This is a genomic window from Flavonifractor sp. An52 (assembly GCF_002159385.1).
GTDB classification, from domain to species: domain Bacteria; phylum Bacillota; class Clostridia; order Oscillospirales; family Oscillospiraceae; genus Flavonifractor; species Flavonifractor avicola.
In genome coordinates, this window is record NZ_NFIB01000005.1 from 1 (window position 1) to 17,001 (window position 17,001).

The following is a 17,001-nucleotide window of genomic DNA, read 5'->3' on the forward strand; positions in this document are numbered from 1 at the left end:
ACCCCGGAGCCTACCCCCACCCCTGACCCGGTGGCGGAGGCTCTGGCGGCCATGACCACCGAAGAGAAGGTGGGCCAGCTGCTGGTGGCGGGCATCGGGGGAACTGGGGCCGGTGAGGATGGCCTTCAGGCGGTCCAGGACTACCAGGTGGGCGGCGTGATCCTCTTTAGCCGGAACGTGGAGAGCGCCGACCAGCTGGCGGACCTGACCAACGAACTGAAAGCGCTCAACGGCGACAACATCCCCCTCTTCCTGTGCGTGGATCAGGAGGGGGGACGGGTGGACCGGATGCCCCCGGAGGTGGACGACCTGCCCTCCGCCTATGACTATATCGCCGGCGGAGGCGATCCTCTGGAGCGGGGGAAGGTGCTGTCCGCCCAGTGCGCCGCATTTGGCTTCAATCTGGACTTCTCCACCTGCCTGGACATCTGGTCCAACCCGGACAACACCGTCATTGGGGACCGGGCCTACGGCAGCGACCCCGACACGGTGACCCGGGCGGGGCTGGCGGTGAACCAGGGACTGGAGCAGGGGGGTGTGATCCCGGTGGTCAAGCATTTCCCTGGCCACGGGGATACCAGCACCGACTCCCATGTAGACCTGCCGGTGGTGGACAAGACGGTGGAGCAGCTGAAGGAATTTGAACTGATTCCCTTCCAGGCAGCCATTGACGGGGGAGCGCCCTGCGTCATGGTGGCCCATATCCTCATGACCCAGATCGACCCCGATTTGCCTGCCTCCCTGTCCCCAGAGGTGGTCACCGGCCTGCTGCGGCAGGATCTGGGCTTTGACGGGGTGGTGTGTACTGATGATCTGACCATGGGCGCCATCTCCAATACCTACGGCATGGGGGAGGCCGCCGTCATGGCGGTGGAGGCCGGGTGCGACCTGCTGCTGGTGTGCCATGAGGCGGACAACCTCACCGCCGCCCGGGACGCCCTGCTCTCGGCGGTGGACGCCGGCCGCATCTCTATGGAGCGGCTGGACGAGAGCGTCTACCGCATCCTGTCCCTGAAACAGGAGTACGGCCTTACCAACGACCTGGTGGGCCAGCCAGACATCGAGGCGCTCAATGCCCGGATCCAGGCGATCTTGCCCCAGTAACCTGTAAGAAAGGGGTACATAGATATGGAACAATCTGGAAAACAGTCCATCAGCTTTTTCGGCCTGGTGGCCATGGGCATCGGCTGTATGCTGGGCACCAGCTGGCTGCTGCTTACCGGCACCTGGCTGGACACGGCAGGCGGGCCACTGAATCTGGCGGTGGCCTTTATTTTGTGCATCATCATTGAACTGCCTTTTGCCTTCGCCTACATGGAGGCCATCCCCATGTTCCCCCTGCCGGGAGGCGAGGTGGTGTACTCCTACGCTGCCTTTGGCCCCAGAGGGGGCTTTGCCGTGGGCTGGGCGGGCATCCTGATGAACACCATCGTGTTCTGCTGGGTGGATCTGGCTGCCATCTCCCTGCTGGACGAGCTGTTCCCCGTTCTGAAGGAGACCGCCGTTCTCTACCATGTGGGGGACTTTCCGGTGACCCTGCCCAACCTCATCCTCCAGCTGCTGTTGGCGGGTGCCATCCTGTGGGTGCAGATCAAGGGAGCCAACGTGTGTGCCTCCCTGGCCAAGATCGCCACGGTGGTGCTGCTGGTCATGTGCGCCATCGGCCTGGCGGTGTGCTTTGCCCATTTCGATCCGGCGGTGTATGCCTCGGACGGAGGCATGGAGTTTGACTTTGCCGGTTCGGCCTCCCTGCTCTCCCTGTTGGTGTTCTCGGTGGCCGGGTGGGAGACGGTGTCCAAGGCCGCCGCCGACGCCACCGGCCCCGCCGCCCGCAAGGCGGGAGCCGCCCTCATCACCTGCCTGATCCTGGTCACCGGTATTTTGTGCCTGGTGTCCACCGCTGTGGCGGGCTGTATGCCCTGGACCGAGGCGGTGGGCCGCACCGCCCCCTTTGCGGACGTGCTGGTGTCCATCACCGGCCTGCCCTGGGTGCGGCTTTTGTTCCTGGTTACCGCCTTTGTGGGGGCGGTGGGCGTGATGAACTCCACCCTCTACTCCTCCGCCCAGATGCTTTACGGCCTGTCCCGCTTTGCCCTGGTGTCGAGGAAGTTTGCCGTCCTCCACCCCAAATACGGCACGCCGGTGCGGTGCATCTGCTTCACCGCCGCCTTTGTGGTGCTTACCCCCTTTACCGGCAAGCTGTTCTTCATCCCCTTCATCAATGTGGCCTCTTTGACCACCATTGTCATGTGGGTCATGTCCTTTGCCGCCGTGCTGTGGTTGCGGAAAACCCGCTCCGGCCTCCGTCGGCCGGTGTCCATGCCCGGCGGGAAGGTGACGGCGGTGCTGGGCGTTCTGGCCTCGGTGTTCCTGGCGGGCAACATCCTGCTGCCCATGAGTCCCGGCGCCCTCAGCGGCCTGGAGTACGGCCTGGCGGCGGCTCTGGCGGTGCTGGGCTGGGTGCTCTACCAGTTCCGGGACCGGTCCGTGGGCGCAGCGGAGCAGGAAAAGCTGATTTTCGGGGACCTTCTGGCGGGAGAATTGCCCGCAACCCCTTGCAAAATCGAAGAAAAATGATATACTAGTGCCCACTGAGGTTAAATTTTACGAATCGAGGGAAATGGAAATGGAACGCACCAAAATCGCACAGATTTTTGCGGACCAGGAGCAGTTCGGCGGCAAGGAGATCACCGTCTGCGGCTGGGCCCGTACCATCCGGGATATGAAGAGCTTTGGCTTTGTGGAGCTGAACGACGGCTCCTGCTTCAAGAATTTGCAGGTGGTCCTGGACGCCAATGTGCTGGACAACTATAAGGAGATTGCCGGTCAGAATGTGGGCGCCGCCCTCATTGTCACCGGTACCGTGGTCCTGACCCCCGAGGCCAAGCAGCCCTTGGAGATCAAGGCTTCCAAGATCCAGGTGGAGGGCACCTCCACTCCCGACTACCCCCTGCAGAAGAAGCGCCACAGCGTGGAGTACCTGCGTACCATCCAGCACCTGCGGCCCCGCACCAACCTGTTCTCCGCCACTTTCCGGGTGCGCTCCGTGGCTGCCCACGCCATCCACTGCTTCTTCCAGGACCGGGGCTTTGTGTACGCCCAGACCCCGCTGATCACCGCCTCCGACTGTGAGGGCGCCGGCGAGATGTTCCAGGTCACCACTCTGGATCTCCAGAACGTGCCCAAGAACGAGGACGGCACTGTGGACTATACCAAGGACTTTTTCGGCAAGAAGGCCAACCTCACCGTGTCCGGCCAGCTCAACGCCGAGAACTTTGCTATGGCCTTCGGCAACGTGTACACCTTCGGTCCTACCTTCCGGGCGGAGAACTCCAACACCCAGCGCCATGCCGCCGAGTTCTGGATGATCGAGCCTGAGATGGCCTTCGCCGACCTGAACGACTATATGGATACCGCCGAGGCCATGATCAAGTATATCATCAACACCGTCATGGAGAAGTGCCCCGACGAGATGAACTTCTTCTCCTCCTTTGTGGACAAGGGCCTGAAGGAGCGGCTGGAGCACGTGGCCAACTCTGACTTTGGCCGCGTTACCTACACCGAGGCGGTGGAGCTGCTCAAGCAGAACAACGACAAGTTCGACTACAAGGTGGAGTGGGGCTGCGATCTGCAGACCGAGCACGAGCGCTATCTCACCGAGCAGATCTTCAAGCGCCCCGTGTTTGTCACCGACTACCCCAAGGACATCAAGGCATTCTATATGCGCCTCAACGACGACGGCAAGACCGTGGCTGCCGCCGACTGTCTGGTGCCCGGCATCGGTGAGATCATCGGCGGTTCCCAGCGTGAGGAGCGCCTGGAGCTGCTGGAGAGCCGCATCAAGGAGCTGGGCATGAACCCCGAGGACTACTGGTGGTACCTGGACCTGCGGCGCTACGGCTCCTGCCGCCACGCCGGCTTCGGCCTGGGCTTCGAGCGGATGGTCATGTACCTCACCGGCGTGTCCAACATCCGCGACGTGGAGCTGCATCCCCGTACTGTGGGCAACGCTGATTTCTAATTTCAAAGGAAAGAGGGCCCCGATGTGGTACTGTTTCGTGCAGCTCCACGTCGGGGCCCCATTTTAAATGGGGCGGCGCTTGCGCCGTACAAGTGTTTTGGCCGTGGGGCAAAACCTTGGCGCAGGGCGGATTCATTCCGCCCGCGCAGGATCAAAAGGGGTCCCCGGACACGCCAGCGTGTCCGGGGCGGAGCTGCATCCCCGCACGGTGGGTAATGCCGACTTCTAATTTCAAAGGAAAGAGAACCCCGATGGGTCGCTGCATCGAGCAGCGTCTTATCGGGGCTCTTTTTTATCCCTCCAGCAGAGGCAGCAGCTGATTGTGGCAGATCCACTCATCGTTGTACCGGTTGCGTACGATGGTTTTGGCGTTCAGGCTCCGGTCCTCCCGCATCAGATTGACGATGGCCCGCCCGTGCTCCTCATAGTAGGCCTGCTCGGAGGGAGAGTAGCTCTCGTGGGTGTCAAAGCCGAAGTTCCGGGCATCCCACCGCATGAAATAGGCCCCCAGGCTCTCTCCCAGCTCCTTCAGGGCGGGGACGGCCTGGTTGAGCACCAGGAAATTGCCCCGGCTGGCGGCCTCCAGCACGGTGAGACCGAAGGACTCGGAGTAGGAGGGGCAGATGAACAGGTTGGACAGCTGGAACAGCTCAAACACCCCTTGCCGGGGGAAGCCGTCGGGGAAACCGATGTCCGAGGTGAAGAGCAGGTCCTCGTCCCGCAGACCGTACTTTTTGCCCTCGGTGCGGATCATGGCTTTGTAGACCTTGGGCGGGATGTCGGCGCTGGGGAAGTCGCAGAAGATGACCTTGATGTCCTGCTCTGTGGCGGTACGGATGGCGCCTGCCAAGGCGGCCACCTTCTCCAGCCGCTTGCCGGTGGTGAGCCGGGCGGGGTAGACCGCCAGCAGGTCGGGCTGGGTCAGATCCATGTGCCGGGCCACCGTCTGTACCGCTTCACTCATGGAGGGGATCAGGGGCAGGGTATTGTAGACCACGGCGCACCGCCCCTCCGGCACGTCGTACTGCCGGGCCAGGGCCGGGATGCCCGAGCGGGTGGGGTAGACAAATTTGGTCCGGGGCAGGTCGGTAAACCGGGCGGAGAAGGGGTATTCCATCTCCTGGGGTCGGGCCGCCGGGAAAGAGTGGGTGAAGGCCAGAAACCGCAGGTGGGGCAGCTCCTGCTGTGCCTTGCGGACGGCGATGTTGTGGACCAGGTGCCAGCCCTGGTAGAGAATGTCGTGGAGGATGCACACGTCCACATCCTTTAAATGGGTAACAAGGTCTTTGGAAATGTGGTCGGCCTCCTCAAAAAAGGTTTCGTGAACCTGTCCGGTGGGAGAGGAGTAGTCGTGCCACTGGATGGGCTGCCCGTGGAGGGTATTTGTGACCTTGACCCACTCCAACCGCTCATCTGCAAAAATACCGGTCCGCTCCCCGTCGGGGCAGTTTTCACTGACCAGCATCTTCACGGACACCCCGGCCTCCAGCAGCATCCGGATCTGGTCGGCCGCCACATTCACCAGGGAGTAGGTGGGGGACAGGCCGGAAAACATGGTCAACAGAGCCACCTTCATACCAAATACCTCCTTGTCCAGATGGAGAACTGTGGCGCGGCAAAGGATTCTGCCGCGCCACAGTTGGGTTTAGGGCATATCGCCGTCACAGAGGCAGTCGTCAAAGAGCTCCAGCTTCTGCTTCAGAATGAGTTCCAGACCGGAGACCGCGTCCACCATGGACTCCACAGACTTGTTGGCCTGCAGAATGGTCTCGGTTCTGAGATCCTCAAAAGATAAGATCTTTTGCAGCTTCTCCCCCTCGGCGTTGAGAATGTGGGACAGGGCCGCCTGCTGGAGGGCCACCGACTCAAACAGGTCAGTGATGGCCTGACTCCGGGGCTGCGGGACCGCCGTGGTGGTGGAGGTGGTGCTGGTGGTGGAAGTGGTAGTGGTAGTGGTGGTCGTGGTCGTAGTTGTGGTGGAAGTGCTGCTGGAGGTGGTGGAACTGGTAGTCACCAGACAGCCGGTGGGCTCGGGCAGCTCGCCCTCAAACAGCTCATTGTGGCTCTCGGCGTTGCCGGTGTAGCTGTCAAAGATGATATTGCCGTTGATCTGGCTGAAGGTGGTAGCGGCAGCGGCATAAGGGGCCAGGACGGAGCCGTAGATGGCGGTGGTGCTGTTGGACCAGGTCAGGGCCTCAGGGAAGTTCCACAGGATCTTCCGGGCGTTCTCCCGGGTAGCGGTGATACCGTTGCGGAAGATCTGGTAGCTGCCATACAGGATGTTGGTGCCGGTTATATTGATGAGGATGGTGGAATTGATGGGCGCGATGATGTTGATGCCGTTGAGCTGGGCCAGAGACAGACCGGAGCCGTACAGGTTGGTACTGTCCAGCTGGAAGATGTTCAGAGTCTCATCGGTGCCGGTGAGGTTGAGCTGGCCGAACACCACGGTACCGGTGCCGTTGGCCTCCAGAGAGCCCCAGAAGAGGGAAGCGCATTTCAGATAGCGCTCCGCCTCGGCAAAGTCGATAGGCGTACCGGTGGTCAGGGCGCCGTTGGGGTTGCCCATGGTGTAGTTGATTACCGTGCTGGTGGGGCTGATGACGGTGTTGCCGCTGGCGTTGGAGCCGCCGGACACGTTGACGGCACCGCCCACCACAAAGGACGGGTCGGTGCCTGCCGGGGGCAGGGGGGTGATGCCGGCGCCCACGCCGTAGTTGCTGAGGACGGCGTTGCCGCCCACCGCCACCCGGCCCTCCGCGTCGGTGTTGCTCAGGCTTAAATTGCCGAATACGAATACGTTATAGTCATTGGCAAGGCCAAAGTTGATTGCCATAGTGGGTCCTCCCATGGTGTGGTATGGGGGTATCTCATGTGCAGTTTATCTTATGCGGCGTGTCCCTCCACTGTTCCAAAAAAGCGGGGCTCCGCATGGAACCCCGCTTTTCGGAGTAGGCTTACTGCTCGGGAGCCACCGCGGCAGGCTTGCACAGACAGCCGTCAAAGACGGACAGTTTGGAATGAAGGATCATTTCCAGCCTGGACACGGCGTTGACCATGGACTCCACCGACTTGTTGGTGGCAAGCAGCACATCGGGCGTGACGTCCTCCAGGGCGACCATCTTCTGGATTTTCTCACCCTCGGCGTTGAGGATGTGGGACAGAGCGGTCTCCTGGAGCGCCACAGACTCGATGATATCGGTGATGGCCTGGGTACGGGTAGTGGTGCTGGAGGTGATAACGGGCATTCCCATAATAGCGTATGCTCCTTCAAGTGTATTGAGCGTCTGCTCGCAGTATGCCGGAGAGAAAGGGTGACAAAAAAGAGCGCCCTGCATGATGCAGAGCGCTCTCTGAAAGGGGATCAGATCTTCTGTTCAATGGACTTGGAGTCCACCTCGTCCTTCAGCTGCTGGGCGAAGGCATCCAGGGACATGACGGTCTGCTGGCCATGGCGGTTGCGGACAGCCACGTCGCCGGTCTCGGCTTCCTTGTCGCCCACCACCAGCATATAGGGGACCTTCTCCAGCTGGGTGTCCCGAATCTTCTTGCCGATCTTTTCGTTGCGGTGGTCGGTCTCCACCCGGTAGCCCAGCGCATCCAGCTTGGCAGCCACCTGGTTGGCGTAGTCGGCGGCCCGGTCGGTAATGGGCAGCACCTTCACCTGCACGGGAGCCAGCCAGGTGGGGAAGGCGCCGGCGAAGTGCTCGGTGATAACGCCGATAAAGCGCTCGATGGAGCCCAGCACCACCCGGTGGAGCATGACGGGACGGTGCTTCTGGCCGTCCTCACCGGTGTACTCCAGCTCAAACCGCTCGGGCAGCTGGGAGTCCAGCTGGACGGTGCCGCACTGCCAGGTGCGGCCCAGGGAGTCAGCCAGGTGGAAGTCCAGCTTGGGGCCATAGAAGGCGCCGTCGCCCTCGTTGACCTCAAACTCCTTGCCCATATCGGTGATGGCTTCTTTCAGGATGTTCTGGTTGTGCTCCCACTGCTCCACGGTGCCGATGTGATCCTCGGGCATGGTGGACAGCTCGATCTTGTAGGGCAGGCCAAAGACGGAGTAGACCTCGTCGAACAGCTTGACCACGTTCTTGATCTCGTCCTTCAGCTGGTCCTGGGTCATGAAAATGTGGGCGTCGTCCTGGGTGAAGCAGCGCACCCGGAACAGGCCGTGGAGGGCGCCGGACAGCTCGTGGCGGTGGACCAGGCCCAGCTCACCCACCCGCATGGGCAGGTCCCGGTAGGAATGGGGTTCGCTGGAGTAGACCAGCATACCGCCGGGGCAGTTCATGGGCTTGATGGCGAAGTCGGTGTCGTCAATGACGGTGGTGTACATATTGTTCTTATAGTGGTCCCAGTGGCCGGAGCGCTCCCACAGCTGCCGGTTGAGCATCATGGGGGTGGAGATCTCCACATAACCGTAACGCTTGTGGACCTGACGCCAGTAGTCGATCAGGGTGTTGCGCAGCACCATGCCCTTGGGCAGGAAGAAGGGGAATCCGGGGCCCTCGTCCCGCAGCATGAACAGGCCCAGCTCACGGCCCAGCTTACGGTGGTCCCGCTTCTTGGCCTCCTCAATGCGCTGCAGGTAGGCATCCAGCTCATCCTTCTTGGGGAAGGCGATGCCGTAGATACGCTGGAGGGTCTCCCGGTTGGAGTCGCCCCGCCAGTAGGCGGCGTTGCAGGCGGTCAGCTTGATGGCGTTGCCCTTGATGCGGCCGGTGGAGTCCAGGTGGGGGCCGGCGCACAGGTCGGTGAATTCACCCTGCTTGTAGAAGGAGATATGGGCGTCCTCCGGCAGGTCCTGGATCAGCTCCACCTTGAAGGGCTCCCCCTTCTCCTCCATGAACTTGAGGGCCTCCTCCCGGGGCAGCTCAAACCGCTCCAGCTTCAGCTTCTCCTTGCAGATCTTGCGCATCTCGGCCTCAATCTGCTCCAGGTGCTCGGGGGTGAAGGCGAAGGGAGCGTCCATATCATAGTACCAGCCCTCGTCGATGGAGGGGCCGATGGCCAGCTTTACCTCGGGCCATAGACGCTTGACAGCCTGGGCCATCACATGGGAGCAGGTATGCCAGTAGGTCTGACGGTATTCGGGGTTTTCAAAGGTAAATTCGTTCTTGACTTCTTCGGACATAAATAAAACCTCCTTGTAAATTGGGGCGGAGGGTAAAGAAAACGCCTCACCCCTGTCGGTCAGGGGTGAGGCGTAAAAAACGTCCCACGGTTCCACCCTGCTTGCATAGAGCGCGGAGGCGCCCGGGAGCAGGTGACTAAGGCCGGAGCGAAGCGAAATACCAAAAAGCAAAAGGGCTTTTTGGTGTTTTGCGCAGTCGCAGGACTTAGGCGCCGTCGCGGAGGGCGCGCAGCGTGACTTCATGCCGCTTGTGACTTTCTGTAACGGGAAAGCCCCGGCCCGGTCGTCCCGGGCGGCTCAGGAGTGGTACAGCCGCCGCGTGTCGTGAAGCCCTTCCACCAAATGGGCTCCTCTCTGTCCGCCGCTGTGCGGTTTCTTCTCCATCATCGCCATTTTAACAACGAAACTATAGCACCAAACCACACGGCTGTCAAGCCAAAATCGGGGAAAGAACCGGCGAAGGATCGGGAGAAAAATATGGGAATTGAAATTAACAGTTTATTCACAATGAATACACGATTTGGCCTTATTTACAGGGTATGATACAGACAGATTCAGAGATGAATCACAAGCGAGACCATCCTCCCAAACCAATTCCTCTCTTATCCCTCTCCAACACCTTTGCAACACACACAACACACACCCAAAAAGCCCCGGCCATACGGCCGGGGCTTTTTGGCGTTTGAAAAGCAAAGGGGCGCGCCGCAGTTTCTGCGGCGCGCCCAAGAGGGGGTAAACTTACTTGCCGGGGTGAGCGGCCTTCCAGTCGCGGTTGAAGCGATGCTCGTTGACGATGAGCACCAGCACCACGTTGACCAGAGCCACGCCGGCGAACACCAGATAAGCCATCTTGATCTCGCCGCCGGTCATCTTCTGCACCATGCCATTGACCAGGAAGCACAGAGCAGTGATAGCGCCCTGGATGGGGAAGATCACGCTGTTCACCTTATCGAAGCCCTGACGGCCGAAGATGGAGGTGGGCAGGGAGGTGGTGAAGTTGGCGGAGCCGCCGATGCCCATGGCGATCATGAACAGGGAGACGTACACCAGGGGGGAGGAGCTGTCAGTGGCGCCGAAGTTGCACAGCAGGGCGATGGCATACCAGATGCCGAAGCCAACCATGGTCTTCTTGGTGCCGATCTTGTCATCGATGATGCCGATGATCCAGGAACCGACCACGCCGCCCAGGGCCAGGATGGTCATGACGTTCATAGCGGCCTGGGGAGTGAAGCCCAGCTGAATGTTACGGGTCACCAGCTGGCTCATAACGCCCACAGAGCAGATCTGGAAGAAACCGGTGGTGATAGCGGCCAGCCACAGCTCCTTGGTCTTGAGCAGCTTGCCGGTGGTCCAGCCGCCGTCGCCCTCCACGGCGTCGGTGGTATCGTACTCGTTCTTGTAGACCTCGTCGGAGACGTTGTCGGGGTTGATGCCGCGCTCCTGGGGAGTGTTGCGGATAAAGAGCATACCCAGAATGCCGAGTACGATGGCGGCGATGCCGATGGGCACGATGCCGCCGGGGAAGTTTGCGCCCACGTTGGACAGGTCAGCGCCGCCCACGCTGGTGGCAACAGCGGTGGGAGCGATCAGGATGGCAACCAGCTGCACATAGAAAGCGGAAGCGAAGTTGTGGCCCATGGTGGTGTAGCCCATGACCACGCCCTTCTTCTTGGGGAACCAGGTAGCAACCAGGGTGCCGCCAGCCACATAACCGGCGGACATGATGCTGCCGTACACGAAGCACATCGCAATGGTATATACGGCAATGTTGGGAGCGCTGCAGGCAATGATGTAGGTGATACCGGAGATAATACAGCACACGCCGGAGGTAATGCGGGCGCCAACCTTGCGGTTGATCTGGCCCACCACGATGAAGAACACCACGCCGATGATACCAGCCAGGGAGTTCATGTTCATGATGTCGCCCTGCTCCAGACCCAGGCGGGCGGCTACGTTGGGGGCGGTGATGTTAGCGCCGTCGTTGCACATACCAACGTACAGGAAAAACATCAGCAGGCAATAGATGATGACAACCCAGCCTGCGCCGAAGTTGACGACGGAATTCTTATTACCGTCGCGGAGATTTTGTTTCGCCATTTATTTTCCCTCATCTCTAAATGGTTTGGATCAGGACAAGTGCCGGCAAGTCCATTCCTTGTTGCAGCTATACTTTATCGATTTGGAGGCTTTTGTGCAATCCCCACAAGTTGGTGAGTTACTAACCAATAAGTACATAGTAACCAAGAAGTAAGTATCTAATTTTGTATAAACTACATAAAATGATAGTTAAAGATTTGACAAAGAGGTGCGAATAAATTTTGGTATAAAATATAGAATGTTCAGTATGCACAAATTTCGGATATAAAATTTGGAAGTGCATGGCGGCAAACCTGCATAACATGAGGGCGGCGCAAAAAAACGCACAAAAGCCAGCGGTACAGTTGGTCATTGTGCAATGTGTTCAGAAAGAGCGTGAAGGCGCTGTAAACGCGGAAAAAGCCAAATGAGTCATTCTATACGTGGGGCGGAAAAACGGCGTACAGAGGCGCTGCGGGCCTCACGGAGGGGACAACTGATAAAAATAAGAAAAGGACCGGGAAACCGGCGCGGCTCCACCGCGTCGGTATGCTCCCGGTCCTTTTGCAGGAAATCTTGTGAAATTACTTCAGGCTGAGGATCTCACGGGCCTCGGCGGGCGTGGCAACCTGCTTGCCGAACTCCTCGATGACGCGGCGGGCGCGGTCCACGAATTGAACGTTGCTCTGAGCCAGCTGGCCCTTGGCGTACATGACGTTGTCCTCCATGCCCACGCGGATGTGGCCGCCCAGGGCCACAGCGCCGTACAGCATGGTCATGGCGGAGTGACCCACGCCGAAGCAGCTCCAGGTGGAACCGGGGCACAGGGACTCCATGGTCTCCTTCATGAAGATCAGGTTCTTCATGGTGCCGGGGATGCCGTTGGCGCAGCCCATGCAGAACTGGAAGTGCAGGGGCCCCTTGAGGACGCCCTTCTTCAGGTAGTACTGAGCGTTGGCGATCATGCCGGGGTCAAAGGCCTCGATCTCGGGCTTGACGCCCCACTCCTGCATATTCTTGCCCAGCTCCTCCAGAAAGGCGGGGGGGTTGAGGAAGAGGGAGGTGTGCAGCCAGTTCATGGAGCCGCAGTCGTAGGAACCCATCTCGGGGCGCAGCTCCTTCAGGTGGATCTGGCGGGTCTCGTCGGTGGCGTTCAGGTCACCGGAGGTGGTCATGTTGAGGATGATGTCACAGTCGGGGTGGTTGGAGCGGAGCAGCTCCACGGTCTGGCGGAACTTCTCCTTGTCCATGGTGCCCTTGCCCTGGTCGTCGCGCATATGCAGGTGGGCCACAGCGGCGCCGGCCTTCCAGCAGGCGTACACGTCCTCGGCGATCTCAGCGGGGGTCATGGGCACGTTGGGGTTGTTCTCCTTGGTGGGCCAGGCACCGGTGGTGGCCACGGTGATAATAGTCTTATTCTTCAGATCAGCCATGATCGTTCAAAGTCCTTTCTGAATGAGGATACCGCATAAAGCGGCGGGCGACTGCCCGCCGCTTTACGTTCGGCATGGAATGGGATGGAAGGGAATTAGGAAAGTTATTGGAACAAAGGATTACTTGTTGCGGTTGAAGAGCTTCTGCATATACTCCAGGCCGCTGGCGCCGTGGCCGTCCTCATCGGCATAGCCGGTGCCGCCGTACTTGTAGGTGCGGTCGGGCACGGAGGGATCGATGTTCTCCTCGTCGATGTAAGCCACGCAGCGGGACATGGCGCCGTCGCCCATGTACCAGCGCAGGGGGAAGCAGAAGAACTGGAACACGGTGCCGGGCTTGATCTTGTCCAGATCGCCGCCCAGGTTCTCAACGCCCACGATGCCGTGGCCCAGCATCTCCTTGTGGCAGGGCTCCCAGGTGCCCCACACGCCCAGGTTCTCCAGCTCGCCGAACTTCTCGTCGTAAGCGGCCTGGCCGTGGATGCGGATGTACTCGAACTTATCGAACTCAGCATAGGCCTCCTCGCCGAAGAGCTCCTTGTACTCCTCGGTGATGGGCTTGCCGGTGGCGCCCAGCAGGTTCATGCGGGTCATGCCGTTGTTGCCCATGGCGGTGTGCAGGGGGTGATCCAGAGCCTGGCCGTCCATGGCCACGCACTTCACGCCGTGCTTCACGAACCACTTGCCGGCGTCAATGCCGGTGCCGATGGCGTAGTGATAGTAAGCCTTGGAGTCGTCGAACAGGCGGTGCATACCGGTGTTCAGGCACAGAACCTTGCCCTTCAGGGAGGCGGGATCCACGCCCCACTTCTTGCAGGCCTCGTCCAGGTGTTTGTCGGTGATCAGGGTCCAGGGCTCCACGTCCAGCTTCAGCACAACAGCCTCGCCGGTGTAGGCGTCGATGGGCATCTCGTGGGTGTAACGGGCGCGGCGGCCGTCAAACTCGTACTCCATGACGTGACGGGGAGCGTCGCAGTGGGTGCCGGTGTGCATGGTGCAGGTGATCTTGGAAGTCAGAACGCCGCCCTTAGCCATGGTGTGAGCGTTGGTGATTTCGGGCTTGTCGAAGTAGGGCCAGCGGGGGATCTCAGCGCTGAAGGGGTGGGTCAGATCAACATAAACTTTACCCATAACAGGTGCCTCCTTAAATAATATACAAATGCTTGTGGATAGGCCGGATGTCTTACTTGCCGTACAGCATCCGGATCAGGTACTCGTTCAGATCGGCGTTGGCCTTGGCCACCTGCTCGGGAGTCCACTTCTGGAAGCCCTCGCCGGTCTTGAAGCCGATCTTGCCTTCATCCCGCAGCTGCTTGAGCAGGGGAGAGGGCTTGTGGGAATCCTCCAGGTCCTGGAGGATGTAGTCGTGGATATTGTAGGTCAGGTCGGTGCCCACCATGTCGGCGTTCTCCATGGGGCCCAGCTGGGGCAGACGGAGGCCGAAGGAGTAGCGGACCGCCTCGTCCACGGTGGCGGCGTCGGCGATGCCGTTCTCCACGATGGAGATGGCCTCACGCCACAGGGCGTGCTGCATCCGGTTGGCGATGAAGCCGGGGACGTCCTTCTTGCACAGCACGGGCTTCTTACCCACGGAGCGCAGGACCTCCATGACAGTCTGAGCGGTCTCGTCGGAGGAAGCGTCGGACTTAACCACCTCCACCAGGGGGATCAGGTGGCCGGGGTTCCAGAAGTGGGTGCCCACGAAGCGCTCACGGTGCTTGAGCTCGGCGGAGATCTCGCTGGGGCTCATCACGGAGGAGTTGGTGCAGAAGATGGTGTCCTCGGCGCAGCGCTCTTCCAGCTTGGCGAAGGTCTCGCGCTTGATCTTCATGTCCTCGAACACGGCCTCGATGACGAAGTCGGCGTTCTTGACGATGTCGCTGTCGATGTCGGTGGTGAAGGAGATGCGGGAGAGCCGGTCAGAAAGCTCGGCCTCGGTGATGACACCCTTCTCCACCAGCTGCTTGGTGTTGGTGCGGATACCGGCCTCCACGTCGGTGGGGTACAGGTCGTACATACCCACCTGGAAGTCGGGGTTGGAAGCGAACACGAAGCCGATGTTCTTGCCCATCATGCCCGCGCCGCAGATCAGGATATTCTTAATGTTCTTCATTGTGTTATGCCGTCCTTTCCGTCAAACGGAAATTACACCACCAGGTAACCGCCGGAGCAGTCGCAGTTGCTGCCGGTGATGAAGTTGGAGGCGTCGGAGGACAGGAACAGAGCGTAGCCAACGAAGTCGTCGGGCTCGCCCAGGCGGCCGATGGGCTCGCGGTTCAGGAAGTTCTTGTACACGGCGGACTCGGGATCGAACATCCACTCGGTCAGGTCGGAGCGGAACACGGTGGGGCAGATGGAGTTGACGTTGATGTGGTACTTGGCGGACAGGTCGCAGGCCAGGCAGGAGACCATCAGGTCAGCGCCGCCCTTGGAGGTGCAGTAACCGGTGTAGCCGGCCATGCCGCGCTTGGAACGCTGAGAGGTCACGATGACCATCTTGCCGCGCTTGGTGTTGTCGGCCTCGTACTGAGCCACCATCTGATGGGCAACGTACTTGGTCACGATGTACACACTCTTGCAGTCAGCGTCCATGATGTACTGCCAGTCAGCAACGGACTGATCCAGCACATTCTGGGGCTTGTTGTAGCCGTGGGAAACAGCCAGGATGTCGATGCAGCCGTACTGAGCCACGCAGGCCTTCACCAGAGCGTCCACATCCTCTTCCTTGGCGGGGTCGGCCACGAAGTAAGCGCAGTCAATACCCTCAGCCTTGAACTCGTCCTCCAGAGCCTTCAGCTTGGCGTCGTTGCGGCCAGTCATGAAGACCTTGGCGCCGGCGTAGCCGTAAGCCTTAGCCAGCACGCAGCCCAGAGCGCCGGTAGCGCCGGTGACCAGGGCCACCTTGTCCTTAACGGAGAACATATTCTCAACGAAATCCTTCTTCACGGGAACCATGATGATTTCCTCCTTATATCGAATGAGTGGTCAAATGTCTGTTCCGCAACCGGATCAGGCGTTGGGGTAGTTGATGATGACCAGCATACGGGCGGGCAGGTTGCTCTCGTTCTTCAGGCCGCGGCCCTCGTTGGGGGGGAAGGAGATGGACTCGTTCTTGTGGATGACATACTTCTTGCCGTCCTTATCGGTGACAGTCATCTCGCCCTCCAGGACGTAGTAGACCTTCTCCAGCGGGTTGTCCTCGTAAGCCCACTCAGCACCGCCGCCGGGCAGGAAGGTGGAAACGCCAACCCAGAACTTCTCAGCACCGGTCTCTTCCTTGCCGTGAATGCGCATAGCGACGCAGCCGAAGTGGCCGGCGGCCTCATAAGTCTTGAGCTCCTCAACAGTACGCTTAACCATTTGAAATCCGCTCCTTTAAATAAAATATTTAATGTTTTGGGATCTCTGCCAGGCCCTTTGGCCTAAGCACTTTGTCTGGTTATAGTGTAGCCACGACGCGGCTTTTGTGCAATACGCACAATTATGTAAGTAGGTAACTTGCCGGTTTGCACCCACCGAATGGTAAGTGTCGGAAAATTGTAAAATTGGACAAAAGGGGCGAGAATAAAATGTGCAAAAAAGCTAAAACAGATGACAGAATGATACGCTGTTGTTAAAGCTGCACAAATTCTTTGTTAAAATTTTGGCATACATAACGCGGAAGTCTGGACTGCTATCTTGTGGTGAACTGGCGGCTGTGTTATCATGATATCAGCGGAGCCAAACCGGCTCCCCTGCGTAAATCCGGGAAGAGAAAGAGGTAACTGCTTGTGTGGAACGATCATTTTGACACACCGACAAATCCCTACCACTATGTGCTGCACTGCATCGGCGGGAAGTGGAAGATGACCATCCTCCATGAGATCCACACCTACGGGAGCATTCGCTTTAACCAGACGTTGAAGGCTCTGCCCATTTCCGAGAAAGTGTTCAGCCAGCAGTTGAGGGAGCTGGTGGAGGCGGGACTGATCCGCCGTATCTCCTACGACACCATTCCGCCCAAGGTGGAGTATGTGCTCACCCCCAGTGGAGAGCAGCTCATCCCCGCGCTGGACGCTCTGTATATCTGGAGCATCCGGCAGATGGACGAACGGGGTATCCCCATCGACTCTGACGCCTTTGTGGTCCATACCTCCAGCAAGTACACCGAGGAACTTCAGGACATTATGGCGGCCAACGATTTTAACCCGGACCGAAAGCGCCAGGGGCGCGACCGGGGAGAGAATCGGGACTGAGCAGCCCCGACCAATTCACAAAGACCCTGCTGAAGCCGGCCTTTGCCGGGTTTCAGCAGGGTTTTGTTTCTCCAGGCCTGGGAGACGTTGCAATCGGGACCG

Annotated in this window: 14 protein-coding genes; 4 read left to right on the forward strand and 10 right to left on the reverse strand. The window is 59.7% G+C overall.

Annotated features, from left to right (window positions below; translation table 11 throughout):
• The 3 genes from nagZ to asnS form a co-directional block, all read left to right on the forward strand.
• Positions 1–1,104: beta-N-acetylhexosaminidase (gene nagZ, locus B5G06_RS02780; RefSeq protein ID WP_143382700.1), on the forward strand; the 1,104-nt coding region annotated here is incomplete at its 5' end.
• Between the two features lie 24 nt (positions 1,105–1,128).
• On the forward strand, positions 1,129–2,577 hold the full coding sequence (locus B5G06_RS02785; protein ID WP_087187573.1) for an APC family permease: 1,449 nt from the start codon (positions 1,129–1,131) through the stop codon (positions 2,575–2,577).
• Between the two features lie 49 nt (positions 2,578–2,626).
• On the forward strand, positions 2,627–4,021 hold the full coding sequence (gene asnS / locus B5G06_RS02790) for an asparagine--tRNA ligase (protein ID WP_087187574.1): 1,395 nt from the start codon (positions 2,627–2,629) through the stop codon (positions 4,019–4,021).
• Between the two features lie 292 nt (positions 4,022–4,313).
• Here the strand turns inward: asnS and B5G06_RS02795 are convergent, their stop codons facing one another.
• From B5G06_RS02795 to B5G06_RS02840, 10 genes are all read right to left on the reverse strand, one after another.
• A complete protein-coding gene (locus B5G06_RS02795; RefSeq protein WP_087187575.1) occupies positions 4,314–5,597 on the reverse strand; it encodes a glycosyltransferase in 1,284 nt (427 codons plus the stop codon).
• Between the two features lie 69 nt (positions 5,598–5,666).
• Positions 5,667–6,857, reverse strand: a complete 1,191-nt coding sequence (locus B5G06_RS02800) for a choice-of-anchor A family protein (protein WP_158094656.1) — start codon at positions 6,855–6,857, stop codon at positions 5,667–5,669.
• Positions 6,858–6,978: 121 nt separating this feature from the next.
• Positions 6,979–7,275: a hypothetical protein gene (locus B5G06_RS02805; protein ID WP_087187577.1), complete on the reverse strand. Its 297-nt coding sequence runs from the start codon at positions 7,273–7,275 to the stop codon at positions 6,979–6,981.
• Between the two features lie 110 nt (positions 7,276–7,385).
• Positions 7,386–9,155: a threonine--tRNA ligase gene (gene thrS, locus B5G06_RS02810; protein ID WP_087187578.1), complete on the reverse strand. Its 1,770-nt coding sequence runs from the start codon at positions 9,153–9,155 to the stop codon at positions 7,386–7,388.
• A 738-nt stretch (positions 9,156–9,893) separates the two neighbouring features.
• Positions 9,894–11,252 (reverse strand): MFS transporter, encoded by a 1,359-nt coding sequence (locus B5G06_RS02815; RefSeq protein WP_087187579.1) that lies wholly within the window; start codon positions 11,250–11,252, stop codon positions 9,894–9,896.
• Positions 11,253–11,815: 563 nt separating this feature from the next.
• Entirely contained in the window at positions 11,816–12,664 is an 849-nt protein-coding gene (locus B5G06_RS02820; RefSeq protein WP_343212809.1) for a 3-keto-5-aminohexanoate cleavage protein, read from the reverse strand.
• Between the two features lie 120 nt (positions 12,665–12,784).
• Positions 12,785–13,795, reverse strand: a complete 1,011-nt coding sequence (locus tag B5G06_RS02825; protein WP_087187580.1) for a cyclase family protein — start codon at positions 13,793–13,795, stop codon at positions 12,785–12,787.
• Positions 13,796–13,847: 52 nt separating this feature from the next.
• Entirely contained in the window at positions 13,848–14,777 is a 930-nt protein-coding gene (locus tag B5G06_RS02830) for a 3-hydroxyacyl-CoA dehydrogenase family protein (protein ID WP_087187581.1), read from the reverse strand.
• Positions 14,778–14,809: 32 nt separating this feature from the next.
• Positions 14,810–15,619: an SDR family NAD(P)-dependent oxidoreductase gene (locus tag B5G06_RS02835; RefSeq protein WP_087187582.1), complete on the reverse strand. Its 810-nt coding sequence runs from the start codon at positions 15,617–15,619 to the stop codon at positions 14,810–14,812.
• A 54-nt stretch (positions 15,620–15,673) separates the two neighbouring features.
• Positions 15,674–16,024: a cupin domain-containing protein gene (locus B5G06_RS02840; RefSeq protein WP_087187583.1), complete on the reverse strand. Its 351-nt coding sequence runs from the start codon at positions 16,022–16,024 to the stop codon at positions 15,674–15,676.
• A gap of 410 nt (positions 16,025–16,434) precedes the next feature.
• Between B5G06_RS02840 and B5G06_RS02845 the strand changes: the two genes are divergently transcribed.
• Positions 16,435–16,899 (forward strand): winged helix-turn-helix transcriptional regulator, encoded by a 465-nt coding sequence (locus B5G06_RS02845; RefSeq protein ID WP_087187584.1) that lies wholly within the window; start codon positions 16,435–16,437, stop codon positions 16,897–16,899.
• Positions 16,900–17,001: the final 102 nt, after the last annotated feature.